22 protein-coding genes are annotated in these 18237 nt (G+C 33.8%); 14 read left to right on the top strand and 8 right to left on the bottom strand.

The annotated features are described in order from the left end of the window. Window positions 1-9 precede the first annotated feature (9 nt). The 3 genes from Q0972_RS07875 to Q0972_RS07865 are packed head-to-tail and all read right to left on the bottom strand — an operon-like array spanning window position 10 to window position 3395. Entirely contained in the window at window positions 10-1317 is a 1308-nt protein-coding gene (locus Q0972_RS07875) for an O-antigen translocase (RefSeq protein WP_299364556.1), read from the bottom strand. Then, a complete protein-coding gene (locus Q0972_RS07870) occupies window positions 1318-2421 on the bottom strand; it encodes a DegT/DnrJ/EryC1/StrS aminotransferase family protein (protein WP_299364554.1) in 1104 nt (367 codons plus the stop codon). It abuts the gene before it with no gap. Next, entirely contained in the window at window positions 2418-3395 is a 978-nt protein-coding gene (locus tag Q0972_RS07865) for a GNAT family N-acetyltransferase (protein WP_299364552.1), read from the bottom strand. Before Q0972_RS07865 ends, Q0972_RS07870 begins: the two co-directional genes overlap by 4 nt. Window positions 3396-3627: 232 nt before the next feature. On the opposite strand from Q0972_RS07865, the gene Q0972_RS07860 reads away from it, so the two are divergent. Genes Q0972_RS07860 through Q0972_RS07845 form a run of 4 tightly spaced genes read left to right on the top strand, consistent with a single transcriptional unit; the run spans window position 3628 to window position 8597 of the window. Further along, window positions 3628-5145 carry a hypothetical protein gene (locus Q0972_RS07860; protein WP_299364549.1) on the top strand — a complete coding sequence of 506 codons (1518 nt, stop codon included), beginning with the start codon at window positions 3628-3630 and terminating at the stop codon, window positions 5143-5145. 37 nt (window positions 5146-5182) lie between these two features. Further along, complete coding sequence (locus tag Q0972_RS07855) at window positions 5183-6139, top strand: glycosyltransferase family 2 protein (RefSeq protein WP_299364546.1); 957 nt, start codon at window positions 5183-5185, stop codon at window positions 6137-6139. 15 nt (window positions 6140-6154) lie between these two features. Beyond that, window positions 6155-7462: a hypothetical protein gene (locus Q0972_RS07850; protein WP_299364543.1), complete on the top strand. Its 1308-nt coding sequence runs from the start codon at window positions 6155-6157 to the stop codon at window positions 7460-7462. Further along, the gene (locus tag Q0972_RS07845; protein WP_299364540.1) at window positions 7446-8597 is read left to right on the top strand and encodes a glycosyltransferase family 2 protein; all 1152 of its coding nucleotides are present in this window, start codon (window positions 7446-7448) and stop codon (window positions 8595-8597) included. The genes Q0972_RS07850 and Q0972_RS07845 overlap by 17 nt, the downstream gene beginning before the upstream one ends. Before the next feature lie 3 nt (window positions 8598-8600). Here Q0972_RS07845 and Q0972_RS07840 read toward each other — a convergent pair whose 3' ends face one another. Both Q0972_RS07840 and typA read right to left on the bottom strand, forming a co-directional pair. Further along, the gene (locus Q0972_RS07840; protein ID WP_299364537.1) at window positions 8601-9155 is read right to left on the bottom strand and encodes a methyltransferase domain-containing protein; all 555 of its coding nucleotides are present in this window, start codon (window positions 9153-9155) and stop codon (window positions 8601-8603) included. Window positions 9156-9233: 78 nt separating this feature from the next. Beyond that, entirely contained in the window at window positions 9234-11033 is a 1800-nt protein-coding gene (gene typA / locus Q0972_RS07835; RefSeq protein ID WP_299364534.1) for a translational GTPase TypA, read from the bottom strand. Between the two features lie 191 nt (window positions 11034-11224). Between typA and Q0972_RS07830 the strand changes: the two genes are divergently transcribed. Both Q0972_RS07830 and kdsA read left to right on the top strand, forming a co-directional pair. Beyond that, a complete protein-coding gene (locus tag Q0972_RS07830) occupies window positions 11225-11584 on the top strand; it encodes a hypothetical protein (protein ID WP_299364531.1) in 360 nt (119 codons plus the stop codon). Window positions 11585-11625: 41 nt separating this feature from the next. Next, entirely contained in the window at window positions 11626-12447 is an 822-nt protein-coding gene (kdsA, locus tag Q0972_RS07825) for a 3-deoxy-8-phosphooctulonate synthase (protein ID WP_299364529.1), read from the top strand. 6 nt (window positions 12448-12453) lie between these two features. On the opposite strand, the gene Q0972_RS07820 is transcribed toward kdsA, so the two are convergent. The 3 genes from Q0972_RS07820 to Q0972_RS07810 all read right to left on the bottom strand — a co-directional run bounded on the left by Q0972_RS07820 (window position 12454) and on the right by Q0972_RS07810 (window position 13541). After that, complete coding sequence (locus Q0972_RS07820; RefSeq protein WP_299364526.1) at window positions 12454-12708, bottom strand: hypothetical protein; 255 nt, start codon at window positions 12706-12708, stop codon at window positions 12454-12456. A gap of 86 nt (window positions 12709-12794) precedes the next feature. Continuing rightward, window positions 12795-13184, bottom strand: coding sequence for a DUF1801 domain-containing protein (locus Q0972_RS07815; RefSeq protein WP_299364524.1), 390 nt, complete (start codon window positions 13182-13184; stop codon window positions 12795-12797). A gap of 3 nt (window positions 13185-13187) precedes the next feature. Continuing rightward, window positions 13188-13541, bottom strand: a complete 354-nt coding sequence (locus Q0972_RS07810; protein ID WP_299364522.1) for a hypothetical protein — start codon at window positions 13539-13541, stop codon at window positions 13188-13190. Between the two features lie 110 nt (window positions 13542-13651). Here Q0972_RS07810 and Q0972_RS07805 point away from each other — a divergent pair, with 110 nt between their 5' ends. From Q0972_RS07805 to Q0972_RS07770, 8 genes are all read left to right on the top strand, one after another. Next, entirely contained in the window at window positions 13652-14263 is a 612-nt protein-coding gene (locus tag Q0972_RS07805; protein ID WP_299364521.1) for a hypothetical protein, read from the top strand. Window positions 14264-14292: 29 nt separating this feature from the next. Continuing rightward, a complete protein-coding gene (locus tag Q0972_RS07800; RefSeq protein ID WP_111684357.1) occupies window positions 14293-14586 on the top strand; it encodes a transcriptional regulator in 294 nt (97 codons plus the stop codon). A 4-nt stretch (window positions 14587-14590) separates the two neighbouring features. Beyond that, the gene (locus tag Q0972_RS07795) at window positions 14591-15349 is read left to right on the top strand and encodes an oxygenase MpaB family protein (protein WP_299364517.1); all 759 of its coding nucleotides are present in this window, start codon (window positions 14591-14593) and stop codon (window positions 15347-15349) included. A 93-nt stretch (window positions 15350-15442) separates the two neighbouring features. Next, a complete protein-coding gene (locus Q0972_RS07790; protein WP_299364514.1) occupies window positions 15443-15961 on the top strand; it encodes a Coq4 family protein in 519 nt (172 codons plus the stop codon). Beyond that, the gene (locus tag Q0972_RS07785; RefSeq protein WP_299364511.1) at window positions 15958-16572 is read left to right on the top strand and encodes an ElyC/SanA/YdcF family protein; all 615 of its coding nucleotides are present in this window, start codon (window positions 15958-15960) and stop codon (window positions 16570-16572) included. Before Q0972_RS07790 ends, Q0972_RS07785 begins: the two co-directional genes overlap by 4 nt. Further along, window positions 16569-16967 carry a DUF2809 domain-containing protein gene (locus Q0972_RS07780; protein WP_299364509.1) on the top strand — a complete coding sequence of 133 codons (399 nt, stop codon included), beginning with the start codon at window positions 16569-16571 and terminating at the stop codon, window positions 16965-16967. Before Q0972_RS07785 ends, Q0972_RS07780 begins: the two co-directional genes overlap by 4 nt. Then, a complete protein-coding gene (locus Q0972_RS07775) occupies window positions 16930-17607 on the top strand; it encodes a DUF1361 domain-containing protein (RefSeq protein ID WP_299364507.1) in 678 nt (225 codons plus the stop codon). Before Q0972_RS07780 ends, Q0972_RS07775 begins: the two co-directional genes overlap by 38 nt. Then, window positions 17597-18232 (top strand): hypothetical protein, encoded by a 636-nt coding sequence (locus Q0972_RS07770; RefSeq protein WP_299364505.1) that lies wholly within the window; start codon window positions 17597-17599, stop codon window positions 18230-18232. The genes Q0972_RS07775 and Q0972_RS07770 overlap by 11 nt, the downstream gene beginning before the upstream one ends. The last annotated feature ends 5 nt before the right edge of the window (window positions 18233-18237 follow it).

Here is an 18237-nt window from a genome sequence, read left to right as displayed (position 1 = left end):
GTTAGCTAATTAATATTCGTCTAAGCCTTCTTCATTTAAAACTCCAAACAAAGAGCTACCAAAAATCAGTAAAACTATTCCAAAATGCATAAAATAGCTGAGGCAATGTCCCATAACAGCACCTTTCAATCCAAAAACATCAATTAAATAAATGCTAGAGAAGTACATAATAACAAATAAAAACACTTCTATGATAATAAAATGGGTAAACATTTTCTTCGCCAAAAATTTGTAGGCAATAACCATAGACATCACACGCATAAAGTCTCCCAATATTTGATAGCCAAATAAATCCTCAATGGATCTAAATTCTTCTGTAAATAAGAGATTGACTAATAAACTTCTGCTAAGATAGATAATACCTAAAATGAGAGCAAAAACCGGAAGAACGGTTTTATAAAAACTAAACACTTCTTTTCTAAACTCCTTTCGCGACTTGAGTTCTGCAAAGCGTGGCAAAATATATAGTGCCATCAATGAATTGATAAACATCAAATAATAATCGGATACTCTCGTTACTGCTGTCCAATACCCTGCTTCCTTTATACCAATTTCCGTAATGAGATAATTTCTTATTATAATGTAAATAATGGGTAATGCTATTGATGATACCAAAGCCATTACCATATAAGGACTTAACTTTCTCAGAACCGAGATCGTAATCTGTGTAATTCTGATGTGGGCCATTAGATTTTTCCTAAAAGCAATACCGACTATAGTTATCAAAAGATTTAGTGCTGGTGTTATAACAACTGCTACTAGCGCACCGTCAATGTTTTCTTGCTTAATTAAAAGTAAAGTAACCAGTAAACCTAAAATCTGACCGGTTATATTTATAACCAACAAGATTCGGTACTTAGAAAACCCATTCATTATAGAAAACGCAAACATATTAAGCGCATAGAACGGTAACACTATTGCCATAGTTTCAATAACATAGGTATAGTTATTGTTTAAGAAAATAAGCCCATTTATGTATTCTGCATTATAATAACATATAAATGCCAGTATAATCGAAGAGAAAAAACCTAAGTAGAATACTGTAGATAATGTATTAGTAAGTGCAACGAGATTGTTTTTACACTTCCCAATAAGTTTCACTACGCCGTTGTAAAGGCCAGCAATGGCCATAGATTGTAAAGTACTGAGAATATTTCTCAAGTTCCCTATCAGTGCCATACCCTCAGGACCAATAAATACAGCGATAAACTTAGAAATGAGTATTCCTGCAATAATCTTAACGCTAATATTAGCTGTATTAAGGTTAGCCGCTTTTACTAGAACTTCATTATTTATATAGTGAAAAAATTTTTTCAATTAATATTTATTTAGAACTTCAATCACCTCTTGTACTTCATCGTCTGTCATTACAGGACTGATTGGCAAACTTATAACTCTTTTGTGGATTTGTTCGGTTAGTGGCAATTTTAAATCCGAAAATCGACAAAGTGCATTTTGCTTATGTGGAGGAACTGGATAATGAATTAACCATCCTATATTATTCTGATCTAAGAAATCTATAAAATCGTCTCTATCTGCCACTTTAATAACAAAAGCATAAAATACATGATTATTAGTACTATCATAGTGTGGCAATTTAAGCTTTGCGTTTTTAACCCCATTAAGGTAAGTTTTGGCAATTACCCGTCTTCGTTCATTATCTGCATCCAAAGCCTTTAATTTGATACTCAAAAAGTCAGCTTGTAAATCATCTAACCGGCTATTAAAACCAATGATTTCATTCTTGTATTTTTCCTTACTTCCATAGTTTCTTAACAAGGAAATTGTATTATACAATTCTGAATCATTTGTAGTTATCGCTCCGCCATCGCCAAGGGCTCCAAGGTTTTTACTTGGGTAAAAACTAAATGCCGCAGCATCGGCTAAATTTCCGGCTTTAAGGCCTTTAGCATTGATTCCAGCACCGTGTGCCTGAGCTGCATCTTCAATTAAAAGCAAGCCGTATTTATCCTTCAGTTTTTTGAAGCTATCTACATTAGCTAATTGGCCATAGAGATGAACCATGACTATTGCTTTAACATCTTTTGTAAGTGCTTTTTCCGTATATTCTGGTGAAAGATTATAAGTTTCTGGATTAGGCTCAACGAGCACGGGCTCCAACCCTGCATGTAGTACAGATAATATGGTAGCAATAAAGGTGTTGGCTGGAACGATGACTTTATCACCTTCATGTAACTTTCCCAGTTCTATATAGCTTTTAAGAATCAGTGTCAGTGCATCTAAACCATTAGCCGTACCTACACAATGTTTTGTCCCACAATAACGTGCGAATTCATTTTCGAATCTTGAAACATTTGAACCCAATATAAAATGGGAAGCATCTAGGGAATTATTGAACGAAGTTTCAAAAGCATCCCTAAATCTATTATTGATTTTATGAAGATCTAAAAATTTAATCATACAAAGACATCTTCTAATAGCTTATAGTTTTCGGTTTTTATAGTATAAAACCCTTGGTTAATTGAACGTGCTCCAAACCCTTCCTTCCAATACAATAGGCCTTCATTAATCTTTTGTCCCTCTTCAATATTAGAAATACCAAAATTAAAATAAGGCTTGTTAGCAAACACCTCCTCTAAAAGATAATGATGTAAATAGTCTAAACTCCCTAAGGTATTTTTATCTGCATTACCCGAAATGTACTGACTGTGTGCTACATTCTTGGTTTCAAAAATTGTAGTCCCTGCGACAATGTTATCTTGGTAATAAACATTAAACTGTCTAATCTGATTAGGGAATCTAGATTTTAAAAGCTTAATTTCCTCAAGCGTATGTACCGGTTTTACCTCATGCTTTTTATCTAGATTGGGGATAAGGATACTATTCCAAAATAGAGCAAAATCGTTGGTTTCTTCAACAAGAAGATGGTTTTTCTTACCTCTCTTATATCCATTATTTCTGCTTCTAGAATAAGCTTTGAATTTTGGGTCAAGAACAGAATGCATGTCCGTTCTGTTTAGTTGTGCTTTTACTTTAAAACATAAGTACGTAAAAGGATTATTTGTTGGATTATTCAAATAAATATAAGGTAATTCCTTTACGATAAAATTTAAGATGCCATTTTCATTTAAAAACTCAAGAGTTCCTCGCATGATTCCTATAGCGTCTTCTGATTTTATAGTCGCATCATAAATAAACCCACCATAGGTAAGTCCTTGGTGCGAACAGACTTCATTATCAAGCTTATTTGCTGGCAACAGACCAATAAGTTTGTTGTTCTTATAAAACATCAACGAATGATCCTCAAACCTATCGCTATGATAGTCCATAAAATCCCTTTGGAACAAAAATGTCTGCTGATTACTATCTAAAACAAAGTTGTTCCATACTGCCTTATCTGACGGTTTATATCTTAAAACTTTAAAGCTTTGCATCTATCAAAAATATATCAACAATTCGAAAAATAAGACTTTTTAAGCATCTAACTTTTATCATAACTAACCAAACCTATAATTTCGTATAGGTTTTAGTACAACAATTGTCTCTTGCTTCTAAAGTAAAGCATTGTAATTATTCTATATTAGCAAAAAAAATCAATCTGTGTTGTTTGCCTATATCTATAAAAACCCATATAAATGTCTTTTTTATACAATACTTGTTTTCTATATGGTCTTTTATGGTCCTTTTGGAATTGAGGAAGGAGACATGGGCTCGATATTTGGAATATCATGGAGTATGTACAACGGTTATTTTCCGCACAGGGACTTTGTGTATATAAAACCAGCTTTTTCACCCTTTTTTCATTCGTTGCCGCTCTATTTAACGGAAGATTATGCCTATCTGATCAACAGGTACCTGTATTACGTACAAGTATTTGGGTATTCTTATCTGGCAAGTTTAATAGCTGTCAATTTCTTAAAGATTCCCAAGAAATACATTTATTTTATTGCTATAATAGGTGCATTAGTTTCTGTACATAATTACCCTCCTATGCCTTGGAATACCATAGATGGTATATTTTTTAGTGTATTGGGATTATTTTTTATTGTTAAGCGGCCAACAAAATCATGGTTGATTGTCCTTGGGGCATTTTTTCTTTTTTTAGGAGCTTTATGCAAGCAATCATTCTATTTCTTCCCGCCATTAGTTGCTTTGTTTTTATTGTATAGAAGAGAATTTAAACCGTTCTTAATATTGAGCATTAGCGGTTTGCTATTCATTACCCTATTTTTATGGTTCTATTGGTGGCAAGACGCTTTAAACTCGTTTATTGAGCAAATGTTTAGCTTTACACCTGGGTCGAGTTTAATAAATACTGGTATTAGGTCTTATTACTTGGCCATCAAATTTAACATCCTATATATAGTTCTCGCAGGTATAGCCTTATGGTTGATAAAAAAATTTACAAAGTCACAAATAGCATTACTGCTTACAAATGTTCTTATTGTTTTGGTATTTATCTGGTTGTATTACAAAAACCAAAGTTTGTATCAGTATGCAAAATATGGCATCATACATATTTTATGGTTATTTGGCATATTTTTCTCGATAATTAATAGCATAAAGGACAAAGAATATACTATCCTTATCTTATTGTTTTCATTGTCTTGGTGTGCTTCTATAAGTAATGGCTACAATACTCCCATAGATTTCTCAACGCCAATGTTTTTAGTGGTGATGTTAGTCTGTTTGGGCAAGAACTTTCAATTAAGAAAATGGATTGCAATTGTTATTGTAAGTCTTTATTTTGGGACTTTCTATTATGGATATCAAAATCCATATAGAGAAGAGAAGAGAAATGTATTAAATCATCATTTAGGAGACATCTTTCCTCGCTTACAGACCATCTATACCAACCAAACGACATATTACAAGTTTGAAGAGCTCAAAGAACTGTCATCTAAATACGATAACTTTACAATACTACCTTCTATGACTCTAGGGCATTATATTACAAATACCGTAAATCCAATAGGTGTAGATTGGGTTTTTAATCACCATTTGGCTGATAAGTTGGAAACCTACAAGCAAACTATAAGTGATAAAAAACTAACTATTTTCATAGAAAACTTTGAAAACCACTACGATAACTATGAAGAAACTTCTTTACTTACTATGTATGTGGTTAAACATTGGAAACTTATAGAAAGAAACGAACACTTTAGAGTATACCAACAACCGTAATTTAAAAAATAATAGTTTTGTAATACTAGGTCAAATTATGAATTTACGAAATACTTTCCTCTCTATCGTGGTCCCGCTTTATAACGAGGAAGGAAATATCCCACAATTAATAAAAAACATCAACGAAGCCTTAGAAGGACTAGATTATGAAATTATCTTAGTCGATGATTTTTCTACTGATAAAACCGTAAGTATAATCAAGAAACTTAAGAATTCGAAAGTTAAACTTATAGAGCTGAGGAAAAACTACGGTCAAAGCTCGGCATTGGCTGCTGGTTTAGATAGTGCATTGGGAGACTTCATCGTTACAATGGATGGCGACTTACAAAATGACCCAAAAGATATAATCCCAATGCTTCAAAAACTTCATGACGAAGGGTGGGATGTAGTTGTTGGCATTAGAAATAAAAGACAGGATAGTTTCTTAAAAAAACTACCTTCAAAGATTGCTAACTTCTTAATCAGGAAAGCCACAAAACTCAATATCAAAGACCATGGCTGTGCCTTAAAGGTTTTTAAAAAAGAGATTGCCAAAGAACTCAACCTTTATGGTGAAATGCATCGCTTTATAGGATTACTCGCCTATCTTAATGGTGCTAGAGTCGGTGAAACTAATGTAAGGCACCATCATAGAATTCATGGTAAATCTAAATATGGCATGGGGAGAGTTTTTAAAGTTGTAAATGATATTCTTCTTATTTTATTTCAACGAAATTACCTCCACAAACCGTTATATTTATTGGGAAATTTAGGAATTCTATTTTTTCTAATCGGTGCAATCATCAATATCTACTTACTTGTAGAAAAAATTATGGGCAACGATATAGGAGATAGACCTTTATTAATTCTTGGAGTGTTATTATTACTTGTAGGAGTTCAATTGTTCACAACCGGAATTGCTATAGACTTACAGATGCGGACTTATTACGAGACACAAAATACTCGACCCTATAAAATAAAAGAAATTACAAACTTTGATAAATTAAAGACTTAGTCTTGTAAAGCATAAATGCGATTTAAATACAAAAAAAATACGTCTGAAAACTATTTGCTTTTTCTGAGTCTTGGTTTAGTTTTCTTCTTTTGTATCCTAACAGAGCCATTATATTCTCCTGACACATACAGCTATCTGGGGGCTATGCCATTTCGGCAAATGGGCTATGTCGTTTTCTTAAGGATCTTTACGACCATCTTCGGTTCGTATTTCGACTTTGTTGTCGTAGGATTTCATGCGTTATTTAGCCTTTGTGCCGTTTATTATTTCTTTACTAAAATCTCAAGGTTATATAAGCTCAACCCTTTACTTAAAATCCCTTTGCTTGTCATCTTATTGATTCCTTTTTTTCCGCCATTGAGTATTGCCAACAATCTTTGCTCCGAAGGCTTGGGATACGGACTGTACCTCTTATTCGTGGCCATAGGTATGGATATCCTTTTCAACAATAAACATGAAAGGTTCAAATATTACCTAATTGTTTATTTGGCTTTAATTTCCATAAGAAGTCAATTTATCTTTTCGACATTGATATTTGCCGGCACTTACTTTTTAATGTACAGAAAGCATATTTTTCATAGAAAACATATTAAAAATATACTTATTTTTTGCAGTGTGATGCTCATAGCAAGTCTCGTAGAACGAACGTATCACAAAATGAAAGATGGTTTTTTTAAACCTACGCCTCTAGGATATACAAGTGCCTCTACAGCACCAATCTATCTTTCTGATCGAGATGATTTTAAGCTTATTGAAGACAAAGATTACAGGGCTATTTTTAGAATGAGTTACGATAGCTTGGTAAAAAAAGATTTGTTAGTTAAGCCAGAATACACAACAAAGGAGGCCTACAAATTTTTTCATGATAATTTACCGAAAATATGTAATCAAACCATAAGGCATGTAGGCGTAAACTACTATTTAAGCAAACCTGCTCCAAAAGACTGGAGCGAAAATCAGGTTGCTTCCTATTTATACTTTGAAACAGAAGCCGCTTGTAAAACATTTACAAAAGTTCTGATTATAGACAATTTTAAAGCGTGGGCACGTCTCTACTATACTAACATCACTTATGGCTTTAGGTCTCAATTATTGCTGTGGTTTGTAGTAGTGATGTTCTTTTTCAGTCTTGTTAAGAACTTACTGAATTACCAAAAGCGATATGCTATTATTTTTCTGTTGTCTTCACTAATTCTATCTAATGCTATGTTTATAGCTTTTGCTTCTCATTCCATACAGCGCTATTTGTTTTATAACTATAGTTTGATTTTTTTATTGTTTCTTAGCACCTACAACCTTCTAAAACGTGAACGAAAATACTGAAATTTCAATTGTAATGCCGTGTCTCAATGAAGCAGAGACCTTGAAGACTTGTATAAAGAAAGCGCAATCCTTTTTAGACAAAAATAAGATCAGTGGTGAGATTATTATTTCGGACAATGGAAGTACCGATGGCTCCATTGCTATTGCCAAATCTCTTAATGCTAAAGTTTTACACACCAAACAAAAAGGCTATGGCAGTGCCCTTAAAACTGGTATTGAAGCTGCTACAGGAACTTATGTCATTATGGGAGATGCAGATGATAGCTATGACTTTAGCAATCTTATGCCATATCTTAATAAACTTAGAGAGGGTTTTGACTTGGTAATGGGCAACCGTTTTAAAGGTGGTATTGAAAAAGATGCCATGCCGTTTTTACACAAATACCTGGGTAATCCTGTGCTTTCTTTTATAGGGCGTTTGTTCTTTAAAATAAGTATAGGTGATTTTCATTGTGGATTAAGAGGGTTTTCAAAATCAGCATATAACAAAATGAATTTAAAAACTTCAGGGATGGAATTTGCTTCAGAAATGGTCGTTAAATCAAAACTTAATGGTCTAACCATAACCGAAGTGCCTACTCGACTAAAAAAAGACGGCCGAAGTAGAAAACCACACCTCAAAACCTGGAGCGATGGTTGGCGGCACTTGCGATTTTTAATGCTTTATGCGCCTAATTGGTTATTCCTTTATCCAGGGATTTTATTGGCCTTTATTGGATTAGTGCTCGGTATTCTTCTTATCGTAAAACCATTAGAACTTGAAAGTATAACCCTCGATGTACATACCTTATTATATGCTTCTGCTTTTTTATTAGTAGGGTTTCAGTTTATTATTTTTTACGGACTAACAAAGATTTTTGCTGTCGAAAATGAGTTGTTGCCTAAGTCTAGAAGATATCATAAACTCTTTGAATTTATAAATCTCGAAAGAGGTTTAATTATTGGTTTCATTCTATTATGCTTAGGCGTATTCTTAAGCTTCAAAGGATTACTCTTATGGCGCGAAACCAATTATAGCTCACTAGATGCAACTACCACACTACGAATAATTATTCCTGCCATCACTTCATTACAATTGGGAGTTCAAACCATATTGTTTAGCTTATTTTTTAGTGTTTTAGGGTTAAAAAAATAAACTTTAATCTTTTTTTTCAAAAACAAAAAGATTATTCAATCCTAACTGAAATGTCTTGTGTTTTATAAGCCTGAATTGTTTTGAGTGAAATAAACTCGGTGTATCTTTAGCTTCAAACCCATAATGCTCTTCTAAAGACATCCCATCGATTAATCTCAATTTAGATAATACCCATAAAATACGATCAACAAATGGGGAGGGGACTGTGATGATAACACGACCTTTAGCTTCCAAGTATTTGTAAAATTCATCATTGAGTTTTAGCTGTTCCTCTTTAGGAATATGCTCTAAAACGGCTAGCATGGTAATACAGTTAAACGTTATCCCTTTTGGAAGATCATTTGAAAATTTACCTGGAACCAACTCATAATTTTCGCCATGAATAGTTTCTTCTAGCAATGGATCTATACCAAGACTCTTACCTATGGGTTTATTGGATAGTTTTAAAAACATGCTATCATCAAAACAACCAATATCCAGAATTTTATCGTTAGGTCTTACATATGGCTTTATGACCTTTATGCGCCAATCTCTTAAAAATCTATCTAAAAATGTCATTTTTTTGACTAATCTTCGATAACCTATAAAAAGAAAATACTTTTCAGTGATTTTCTTTTCAATTTGCCAACCGGATGATTATATGTCCTTATTACGCTTGCGATCTACTTCCTTCAACAAGATTTTACGCAATCTTAAGTAATTTGGGGTTACTTCTACATATTCATCCTTTTGAATATATTCTAGAGCTTCTTCTAACGAAAACTTTATTGCAGGTACAATTTTAGCCTTATCATCAGCACCTGCAGAACGTACATTACTCAATTTTTTGGTTTTGGTAACATTAACCACCATATCATCTCCTCGAGAGTTTTCCCCAATAACCTGACCTTCGTAAATGTCTTCACCTGGATTAATAAAAAACTTTCCCCGTTCTTGTAATTTATCGATCGAATAAGGAATTGCCGTCCCATTTTCCATAGAAACCAATGATCCGTTTTGGCGCTCTGGTATACCACCTTTTAACGGCTGGTATTCCTTAAAACGGTGTGCCATAATAGCCTCACCTGCTGTAGCAGTTAATAGCTGATTACGCAAACCTATAATACCGCGAGATGGTACAATAAACTCGCATACCATTCGGTCTCCTTTGGCTTCCATACTAAGCATCTCGCCTTTACGCATGGTTACCATTTCTATAGCTTTTCCAGAAACTTCTTCGGGCAAATCAATAGTCATTTCTTCAAAGGGCTCACACTTTACGCCATCAATCTCTTTTATGATAACTTGTGGTTGACCTATTTGAAGTTCGTAACCCTCTCTTCGCATGGTTTCGATTAAAACCGACAGATGTAGTACACCACGACCAAATACCATAAACTTATCAGCGCTATCAGTCTCTTCGACCCTAAGCGCCAAATTCTTCTCTAACTCCTTTAATAAACGTTCTTTGATATGGCGCGAAGTTACATACTTTCCATCTTTACCAAAGAAAGGTGAATCATTTATAGTAAATAACATACTCATGGTTGGCTCATCTATGGCTATGGTTTTTAATCCTTCTGGATGCTCTAAATCAGCTACAGTGTCTCCTATTTCAAAACCTTCTAAACCAACGATAGCGCAAATATCACCTGCTTGTACTTCATCAACTTTTTTACGTCCTAAGCCTTCAAACGTGTGTAATTCCTTAATTTTACTCTTTACTATTGATCCATCACGTTTTACCAACGAAATCTGTTGATTGGCTTTTAATAGTCCTCTAGTTAATCTACCGATGGCAATTCTTCCTGTGAAGGATGAGAAATCCAAAGACGTAATTAGCATTTGTGTCGTCCCTTCTTCTATTTTAGGTTCTGGGACATGCTCAATCACCATATCTAATAATGGCTCAATATTTTCCGTAGGGCTTTTCCAGTCTTCACTCATCCAGTTTTGTTTTGCAGACCCATAAACTGTCGGAAAATCTAATTGCCACTCTTCTGCACCAAGTTCAAACATAAGATCAAACACCTTTTCATGAACCTCATCTGGAGTACAGTTTTCCTTGTCAACTTTATTGACAACAACGCAAGGTTTTAAGCCCAAATTGATTGCTTTTTGAAGCACAAATCGTGTCTGTGGCATAGGCCCCTCAAAAGCATCGACAAGCAATAAAACACCATCAGCCATATTCAACACACGCTCTACTTCCCCTCCAAAATCAGCATGGCCAGGTGTATCGATAATATTAATTTTGGTGTCTTTATAAATTACTGACACATTCTTTGAGGTAATAGTGATACCACGTTCGCGTTCTAAATCGTTATTATCTAGAATTAAATCTCCAGTATTCTCATTGTCACGAAATAGTTGACAATGGTACATAATTTTATCTACTAAAGTGGTTTTCCCATGATCGACGTGAGCAATAATTGCTATATTTTTAATCTTGGTCATATATGATGCTGATTTTAAGCCTGCAAAGGTACGCCTTATTATCCTCAATTCGTTAATTATATGTTATATTTTAAAAATGGGACAATTTCAATTTGTATCTTGTCGTTGTAAGAATTGATTAATAGTAATAGCCTCTTTCTTATAAATCGCTAATTTGGCTGTTTAAGTCTAAGCCCAGAAAACGAATGCAGATGAATATAATTAGCAAATACGCAAAGTATATACCTTATCTTTATTTTTTGTCTGTAATTGTGTATTGGTTTACAGATATTAATAAAAGTGTTGGCCTTTCTGCTTACCCGATTTTGTTGTTTGGCATTCCCTTTTTATGGCAGCTAGTAAAACCAAATCGTGAGCTAAATTTCTCGCTAGGCATTGTATTTGTCTGTCTTTCATCTTTTTTAATTTTAGCTTATCTGTTTAACTTACTTAACATTATAAATTGGTCAGAATCTGCTAAGCGCTTTTTGTTTTATGGTGGCGCTTTAGTAATAGGTAATTTTGTTATGTCTCTTTGGATTGTAAGGAATAGTATTAAAAAGCTTTTTTAAAGTATTATCTTTGCAACTGAATTTTTAACGCTTTTGCTAAGATGACTATTCCTAAAATAAAACATGCCGATTCAGATAATTTCTTTTTGCTTTGTGGTCCTTGTGCTATTGAAGGAGAAGATATGGCTTTACGTATCGCTGAACAGGTCGTTTCCATTACAGATAAACTACAAATTCCATATGTATTTAAAGGAAGTTTTAAAAAAGCTAATCGTAGTAGAATTGACAGTTTTACAGGTATAGGCAATGAAAAGGCCCTCAAGATTCTCGAAAAAGTATCAAAGACTTTCGATATTCCTACTATTACAGATATCCATGAAGCTTCTGATGCCGAAATGGCCGCAGAATATGTCGACGTACTACAAATTCCTGCATTCTTAGTGAGACAAACGGATTTGGTGGTAGCCGCAGCCAAAACAGGAAAAGTTGTTAATTTGAAAAAAGGCCAGTTTATGAGTCCTGAAGCTATGAAACATGCTGTGCAAAAGGTTAAAGATGCTAGTCCCGAGGGCTATCGGGATAACGCTTGGATTACCGATAGAGGCACTATGTTTGGTTACCAGGATATGATCGTAGATTTTAGAGGTATTCCTACTATGCGACAATTTGCGCCAACGGTGTTAGACGTTACGCATTCACTACAACAGCCCAATCAAAGTGCTGGAGTTACAGGTGGTCGACCAGATATGATTGAGACTATTGCAAGAGCTGGTGTAGTTAACCATGTAGATGGATTGTTTATAGAAACACATTTTGATCCTGCAAATGCAAAAAGTGATGGCGCCAATATGTTGCATTTAGATAAGCTCGAAGGTTTATTGGAACGCTTAGTGGCTATCCGAAAAGTGGTGAACTCGTTTTAAACAGGTTTATTCTGCACTAAACAGATGCCATATATTTTTTAGATTTGAATAAAAAGGTTCAGCGGTGTCTTTTGAGAGTTCGATTTTTTCAGCATCCACAAAATAATCGAAAATATAGCATCCAAAGTCTTCACAACAATCAAATCCAGGGTTGTTCATTAAAAAACGTGTCATTTTTTGCCGAAAATCAAATTCAATTTGAATACACTTATCTAATTCATCACTAGACAATTGAGCTTCTGAATGCCAATTAATTTTCACAGTTCATTAGGTATAGGGAATATAACGCAATATATTCATTAATATTAAATTAATAAATACCTAACTTTAATTTTACAAACTGCTAGTCAACCCTTTTTCTTATTCTTGGAGCCTAAAACCATTTTAAAAGGATTAATATTAATAGCCAATTGCTGTTCTATGACATACACAACAACTTCGTCTTGAATTTCCTCGACACTTCTGTAGCGAAGCGAGGTCACCACTTTTCTATTAGTCGTTACAAAATGATCTCTGTATTGATCTAACTTATCGCCATGCCAAAAGGCCAAGTCTACATAATCCTTGGATTGGTTGAGATAACATAGAGGAAAACCATTGTAGTAGTAAAACGGAATGCGGTATTTATACAATAATTCGGCATTAGGCACTACAGCTTCAATAATAGTCTGAAGCTGCATCAATATGGATTTATAGGGTTCTACCTGTTTTAATATATACGCTTCAGCTGGATTCAAAATCTAGAACAACCCTAAAATACCAATAACAATAAGCGCTATACCTATAATGGCCTTAAAAGGCATTAGTGAAGCAGATAATTTCCGTAAACTAGTTTCTAAAGCTGGTACTTTCCCAAATACATGAGTAAGAAGTAAAATTCCCCCTAAGATACTGACTATACTAAAAAGAACACTTACTCTAAACTTAATAAGTGATAATACGATTAAAGCAACCCCAATAACTGTTTGAAAAGGTGCCAAAATACCAGCAATTTTATTAAAAAAATTACTCTCCCCATCCCATTTGTCTAAAGTGGCCAGTCCAAGTAAGATACCACCAGAAATGTTGGCTATTGTTAAAAGTAGTCCAATCATAAAGTTGAAAGATTTAATAGTTAGATTATAAATTTAGTTAATATCCTCTAAAATTGTTTTGTGTTATATAAATAATTTCTTTTACTTTGTATTTCAAAGTACTTTTAATTATGAGTAACGAAGATTATCTAAAAGACATCAGCGAGATTAAACATTTAATGAATAAATCCTCGCGTTTTATTTCCTTAAGCGGTTTATCGGGCATCTTAGCTGGTATCTATGCCCTAATTGGTGCAGCAGTTGCCTATTGGTTGGTTATTTCATATAGCGATGGCATTTTGTATATTTTCCATGGTTGGGTATTCTGGACCTGCATATCTATACTACTTATGGTGGCATTTCTTAGTGCAGTTACAGGCATCATACTTACTACAAGAAAAGCAAAGAAAAATGGTGAAAAAATTTGGGATAATTCTTCTAAACGATTACTCTTTAACTTTTTAGTACCACTTGTTGTAGGAGGGATTTATTGTTTAATAATTTTAAGCCAAGGCAGGTATGGACAAACAGGAGGATTAATGCTTATTTTCTATGGCTTAGCTTTGGTCAGTGCCTCAAAATATAGCATAGGTGATATTAAATATTTAGGCTATATTGAAATTGTTCTAGGACTCATTGCGAGCTATTATCCTGGTTATGGGTTCTGGCTTTGGGTTATCGGTTTTGGAATTATGCATATCATATATGGTACTTGGATGCATTTTAAATACGATAAAAAATGAAGTCGAAACCTAATACTGAATACTGAAATTTGAGCATCATCACCAACATAAATAAACTCTTTGATCACAGAATACGACTGGGTATTATGTCTATTCTTATGGTGAATGAATATGCCGATTTTAACACCTTAAAGGAATTGTTAGGTGCTACTGATGGTAACTTGGCTAGCCACACCAAGGCTTTGGAAAAAGCAGAATATATTTTGGTAGAAAAACAATTTATAGGACGCAAGCCAAATACTCGATATAGTGCTACCAAGCTCGGCAGAAAAGAGTTTAAAAAACATATCGAAGCCCTCGAAAAATTAATAAAAAAAACCTAAAAACATGGCTGCTTTTGTAGAAGACACATCAATAGTAAAACAAATATGGGGCAAGAGCGACACCATATTACTTGTATTTGCAGGTGCCTCGGCCGAATTTGCCCTTAACAAAGCTGTAGATTGGTTGTATTTTACGGGTAAACTCCCCAAAGATCCTTTAGGGCGTTTGTTCTCGACTGTTTACTATGCAAAAAAAATTGTCTTCTCAGAAAAAAATACAGCGCTCAAAGCGATTGACCAAATTACTACCATACATGCTACTGTAGAAGAAAGACGAGGACAAAAGATTCCCGAGTGGGCCTACAAAGATGTATTGTTTATGCTTATAGATTATTCCATAAGATCATATGAACTTTTGCAAAGACCGCTCAGTTTGGAAGAGAAACAAGAGATCCTCGATGTTTTTGTAAGTGTAGGAAGACGAATGGGATTAAAACAGTTACCACTCACCTACTCTAAATTTAAAGGTATTAGACACCAACATTTACAACAAAACCTTCTCAATGGAAAACTATCTAAAGACCTTTACAAACAATACAGAAAGCATTTAGGTTTTGTTAGATACAATTTATTGTTAGAAGCACAAATCCTTTTAGTACCGGCAAGAGTCAGACAACTTTTGAACTTAAGAAGTCTATCGCTATTGAAACCGTTTATTACCGTTTACAAAGTTTTTAGAAGCTTACGTATGGATTGGCTATTGAAAGAGCTGTTATTACCACCAGCGTATAAAGAAGATATTAAACGTATGAACATTACATAAACTATTTTTTTAATCTTTTACTTTGAAATACAAAGTACTTTAAATATTATAAAATAAAAAAATTGCCGTTGAACCAAATCAAACCCATCTACCATGAACAGCCTATTTAAATCCTTTAGATCTTTTAGGAAACAACTTATCGTTTGGTTGTTTGAGCATTCGCAACGTATCTATACATCGATGTTCAAAAATCATGAAGGTTGGAATATTACCAAAGCAGATTTGCTCAATCTTCCAAAACCCACATTTGGAAGACATCTTGGAGAGTTTTTGGATAAGAATAATTTTGAATTGATCCCAAAAGTAGAGCGTCACGATTGTTACCATGTGCTTTGCGGTTACAGCACCAAAGTTGAAGATGAAATCGCCTTACAATGCCTATGTTATGGAAATGGCAAACGCAGTCCATACCTATACGGAGCCATTATTTTAGGAGTCGCCATACTTCCAGATTACTACGACTATTATTATAAATCCTTTAAGACTGGAAAACGTGCCAACCCCTTTCATCATTTCGATTACAGAAAACTTTTAAACGTATCTATTGAGGACTTTAGATTGGCCATTTTTTCTAAATCAGCATTACATCATCTTAACCTAAAAACATCATGAAAAAAATAAAAATCATTTTCTTAATTATTGTATTTATTGGCCTGGGCGTATTTATCACCTACCATTGGATAAGTTTTAAAACGCGACATCTTGTGTTCGACAAGGTCAATTTAATTCCAAAAAACAAAGTAGGTTTGGTTTTAGGAACAGGGAAGTACGCAGCAAACGGAAATATCAATCTATTCTATAAATACAGAATTGATGCAGCAGTTAACTTGTATGAAGCCGGCAAAATAGAATTTATTTTAGTCAGTGGAGATAATAGCAGAAAGAATTATGATGAGCCGTCTGACTTTAAAAATGACTTAATTGCCGAAGGAATTCCAAAAGAAAAAATCTTTTTGGACTATGCTGGCTTTAGAACTTTAGACTCTGTAATAAGAGCTAAAGAAATTTTTGGGCAAACGTCCATCACTTTTATTTCCCAAAAGTTTCACAATCAAAGGGCCATCTATATTGCAGATCATTTTAATATTAAAGCTGTTGGCTTTAATGCCAAAGATGTACACAATTCTCATCTTAGGGAATACTTTGCGCGCTCTAAAGCTAGCTTAGACTTAGTTTTTAATGTACAACCCAAATTTTTAGGAGAAAAAATCACCATACAATGAAGCTACAGTTCAATAAATACTATTTAACCCTGGCACATTCCATTTTCTTAATGGAATTGGCCATCGCTTTCATTATAAAAACAGGATTCATCCGCTACACCTTTGGTGATTATCTGGTGGTTATTTTACTATATGCAATATTTAGAGGATGCACTAATTTGAGTGTGAGGGCCTCAGCTTTAGTCGTCCTCTTTATTGCTTATAGCATAGAGTTGCTTCAGCTTACACCATTTTTAACCTACTTTAATTTACATGATAGCCTTACAGCTAAGTTGATATTTGGAAGTACATTTCAGGTTGGTGACCTTGTTGCATACACACTCGGAATTTTAACAGTACTTATAACAGAACATTACTATGGAAACCATAAAAACACTCATACAGTCAAAGTTTAAGGATTTACTTTTAGTAACAGTAGCACTAGGCTTCAGTATTTTTGCTTTAATGTTAAGGATAAAACTAAGCAAGTCGTTCTTCTATCTCTTTTTGGTCTGGAATGTATTCTTAGCGATTATACCCTATACCATCACCATGTATCTTAGCTCGAAAGAAACCCTTAGTAAATTAAAATTAGGATTTTGGTTTTTGGTTTGGTTAGCATTTTTACCTAATGCGCCTTATATCATTACCGATCTCATTCATTTGAGATTAGGTAATCATCCATTGATATGGTTAGACGTATTGGTCGTTTTATCTTTTGCCTTAACTGGTTTGCTCCTCTTCTACCTTTCTTTAATGACTATGCAAAAGCTAATCACTGCAACATTTACTGATGCTACAACGAGAAGAATGACCCTTGGTATTCTTTTTCTCTGTGGATTTGGTGTTTATCTTGGTCGATTTTTACGCTATAATTCTTGGGAAATTATTAGTAATCCTAAAATCTTAATGTTAGATATAATTCATATCATCATTTCTCCTTTTCAACATTCTGAAGCTTGGTTATTCACCATATGTTTTGGTGGGTTTTTGGTGATCGGATACTGGATATTCAAACAATTATTTGACAAAAAATATGGAACAAATGAATTATAGATCAATATTATGTGCTGTGCTTATCTCAGTTTTAGCATCGGGTTGTTCACATTCAAAACGAAAAGCTGATTTAATAGAAAACTATGAAAAGCACGAAAGACAAATCCACGAAGCAATACGTTTTTTTGAAGACATTATACCTAAAAAATTTATAGTAAGAATACGGTATAATTCTTTCGATAGAATAGACTTAGTCGTTTATGAAAAAGAAAACAATTCTGAGGAAAATGAACTACTATTTCATAAATGGGATCTAGATATTGACAACTACATTGAAGAACCCCAAACTACATATGAAAGAAAGTATAATGGAAAAACCAACTCATTTGAGCTAGTAAAAAGAAAACTAAACTGGACCAACGACACATTCAGAAACTTATACGCAAAATTAGAATCTGCTAACTGTATAGGTATATCTAACTGGAAACCGATAGAAGTAGAATATGGCTTTAATGGTTTAGGTGTTTATTCCTATAAAATATTTAAAAATAAGCTAAGTGAAGATGAATTGAAAAGACATAATGATGGCTGTAACAACATATACTACAAAGACAAAGTGGTTTTATCTTACATTGGTGGTGCCATAGGAATGCAATGCTTTGAGGATTTTTATCAACAAAACTAGTATTA

Source organism: Winogradskyella sp. (assembly GCF_028282165.1).
Taxonomy (GTDB): Bacteria; Bacteroidota; Bacteroidia; order Flavobacteriales; family Flavobacteriaceae; genus Winogradskyella.
The sequence above is the reverse complement of the archived record's forward strand: the minus strand, read 5'-3'. Positions and strand labels throughout refer to the sequence as shown.

Bases quoted from the DNA above. Each gene is read 5' to 3' on its own strand.
- Q0972_RS07870 (WP_299364554.1), bottom strand. From the start codon at position 2,421: ATGATTAAATTTTTAGATCTTCATAAAATCAATAATAGATTTAGGGAT.
- Q0972_RS07865 (WP_299364552.1), bottom strand. From the start codon at position 3,395: ATGCAAAGCTTTAAAGTTTTAAGATATAAACCGTCAGATAAGGCAGTA.
- Q0972_RS07860 (WP_299364549.1), top strand. From the start codon at position 3,628: ATGGTCTTTTATGGTCCTTTTGGAATTGAGGAAGGAGACATGGGCTCG.
- Q0972_RS07855 (WP_299364546.1), top strand. From the start codon at position 5,183: ATGAATTTACGAAATACTTTCCTCTCTATCGTGGTCCCGCTTTATAAC.
- Q0972_RS07850 (WP_299364543.1), top strand. From the start codon at position 6,155: ATGCGATTTAAATACAAAAAAAATACGTCTGAAAACTATTTGCTTTTT.
- Q0972_RS07840 (WP_299364537.1), bottom strand. From the start codon at position 9,155: ATGACATTTTTAGATAGATTTTTAAGAGATTGGCGCATAAAGGTCATA.
- typA (WP_299364534.1), bottom strand. From the start codon at position 11,033: ATGACCAAGATTAAAAATATAGCAATTATTGCTCACGTCGATCATGGG.
- Q0972_RS07830 (WP_299364531.1), top strand. From the start codon at position 11,225: ATGAATATAATTAGCAAATACGCAAAGTATATACCTTATCTTTATTTT.
- kdsA (WP_299364529.1), top strand. From the start codon at position 11,626: ATGACTATTCCTAAAATAAAACATGCCGATTCAGATAATTTCTTTTTG.
- Q0972_RS07810 (WP_299364522.1), bottom strand. From the start codon at position 13,541: ATGATTGGACTACTTTTAACAATAGCCAACATTTCTGGTGGTATCTTA.
- Q0972_RS07805 (WP_299364521.1), top strand. From the start codon at position 13,652: ATGAGTAACGAAGATTATCTAAAAGACATCAGCGAGATTAAACATTTA.
- Q0972_RS07795 (WP_299364517.1), top strand. From the start codon at position 14,591: ATGGCTGCTTTTGTAGAAGACACATCAATAGTAAAACAAATATGGGGC.
- Q0972_RS07790 (WP_299364514.1), top strand. From the start codon at position 15,443: ATGAACAGCCTATTTAAATCCTTTAGATCTTTTAGGAAACAACTTATC.
- Q0972_RS07785 (WP_299364511.1), top strand. From the start codon at position 15,958: ATGAAAAAAATAAAAATCATTTTCTTAATTATTGTATTTATTGGCCTG.
- Q0972_RS07780 (WP_299364509.1), top strand. From the start codon at position 16,569: ATGAAGCTACAGTTCAATAAATACTATTTAACCCTGGCACATTCCATT.
- Q0972_RS07775 (WP_299364507.1), top strand. From the start codon at position 16,930: ATGGAAACCATAAAAACACTCATACAGTCAAAGTTTAAGGATTTACTT.
- Q0972_RS07770 (WP_299364505.1), top strand. From the start codon at position 17,597: ATGAATTATAGATCAATATTATGTGCTGTGCTTATCTCAGTTTTAGCA.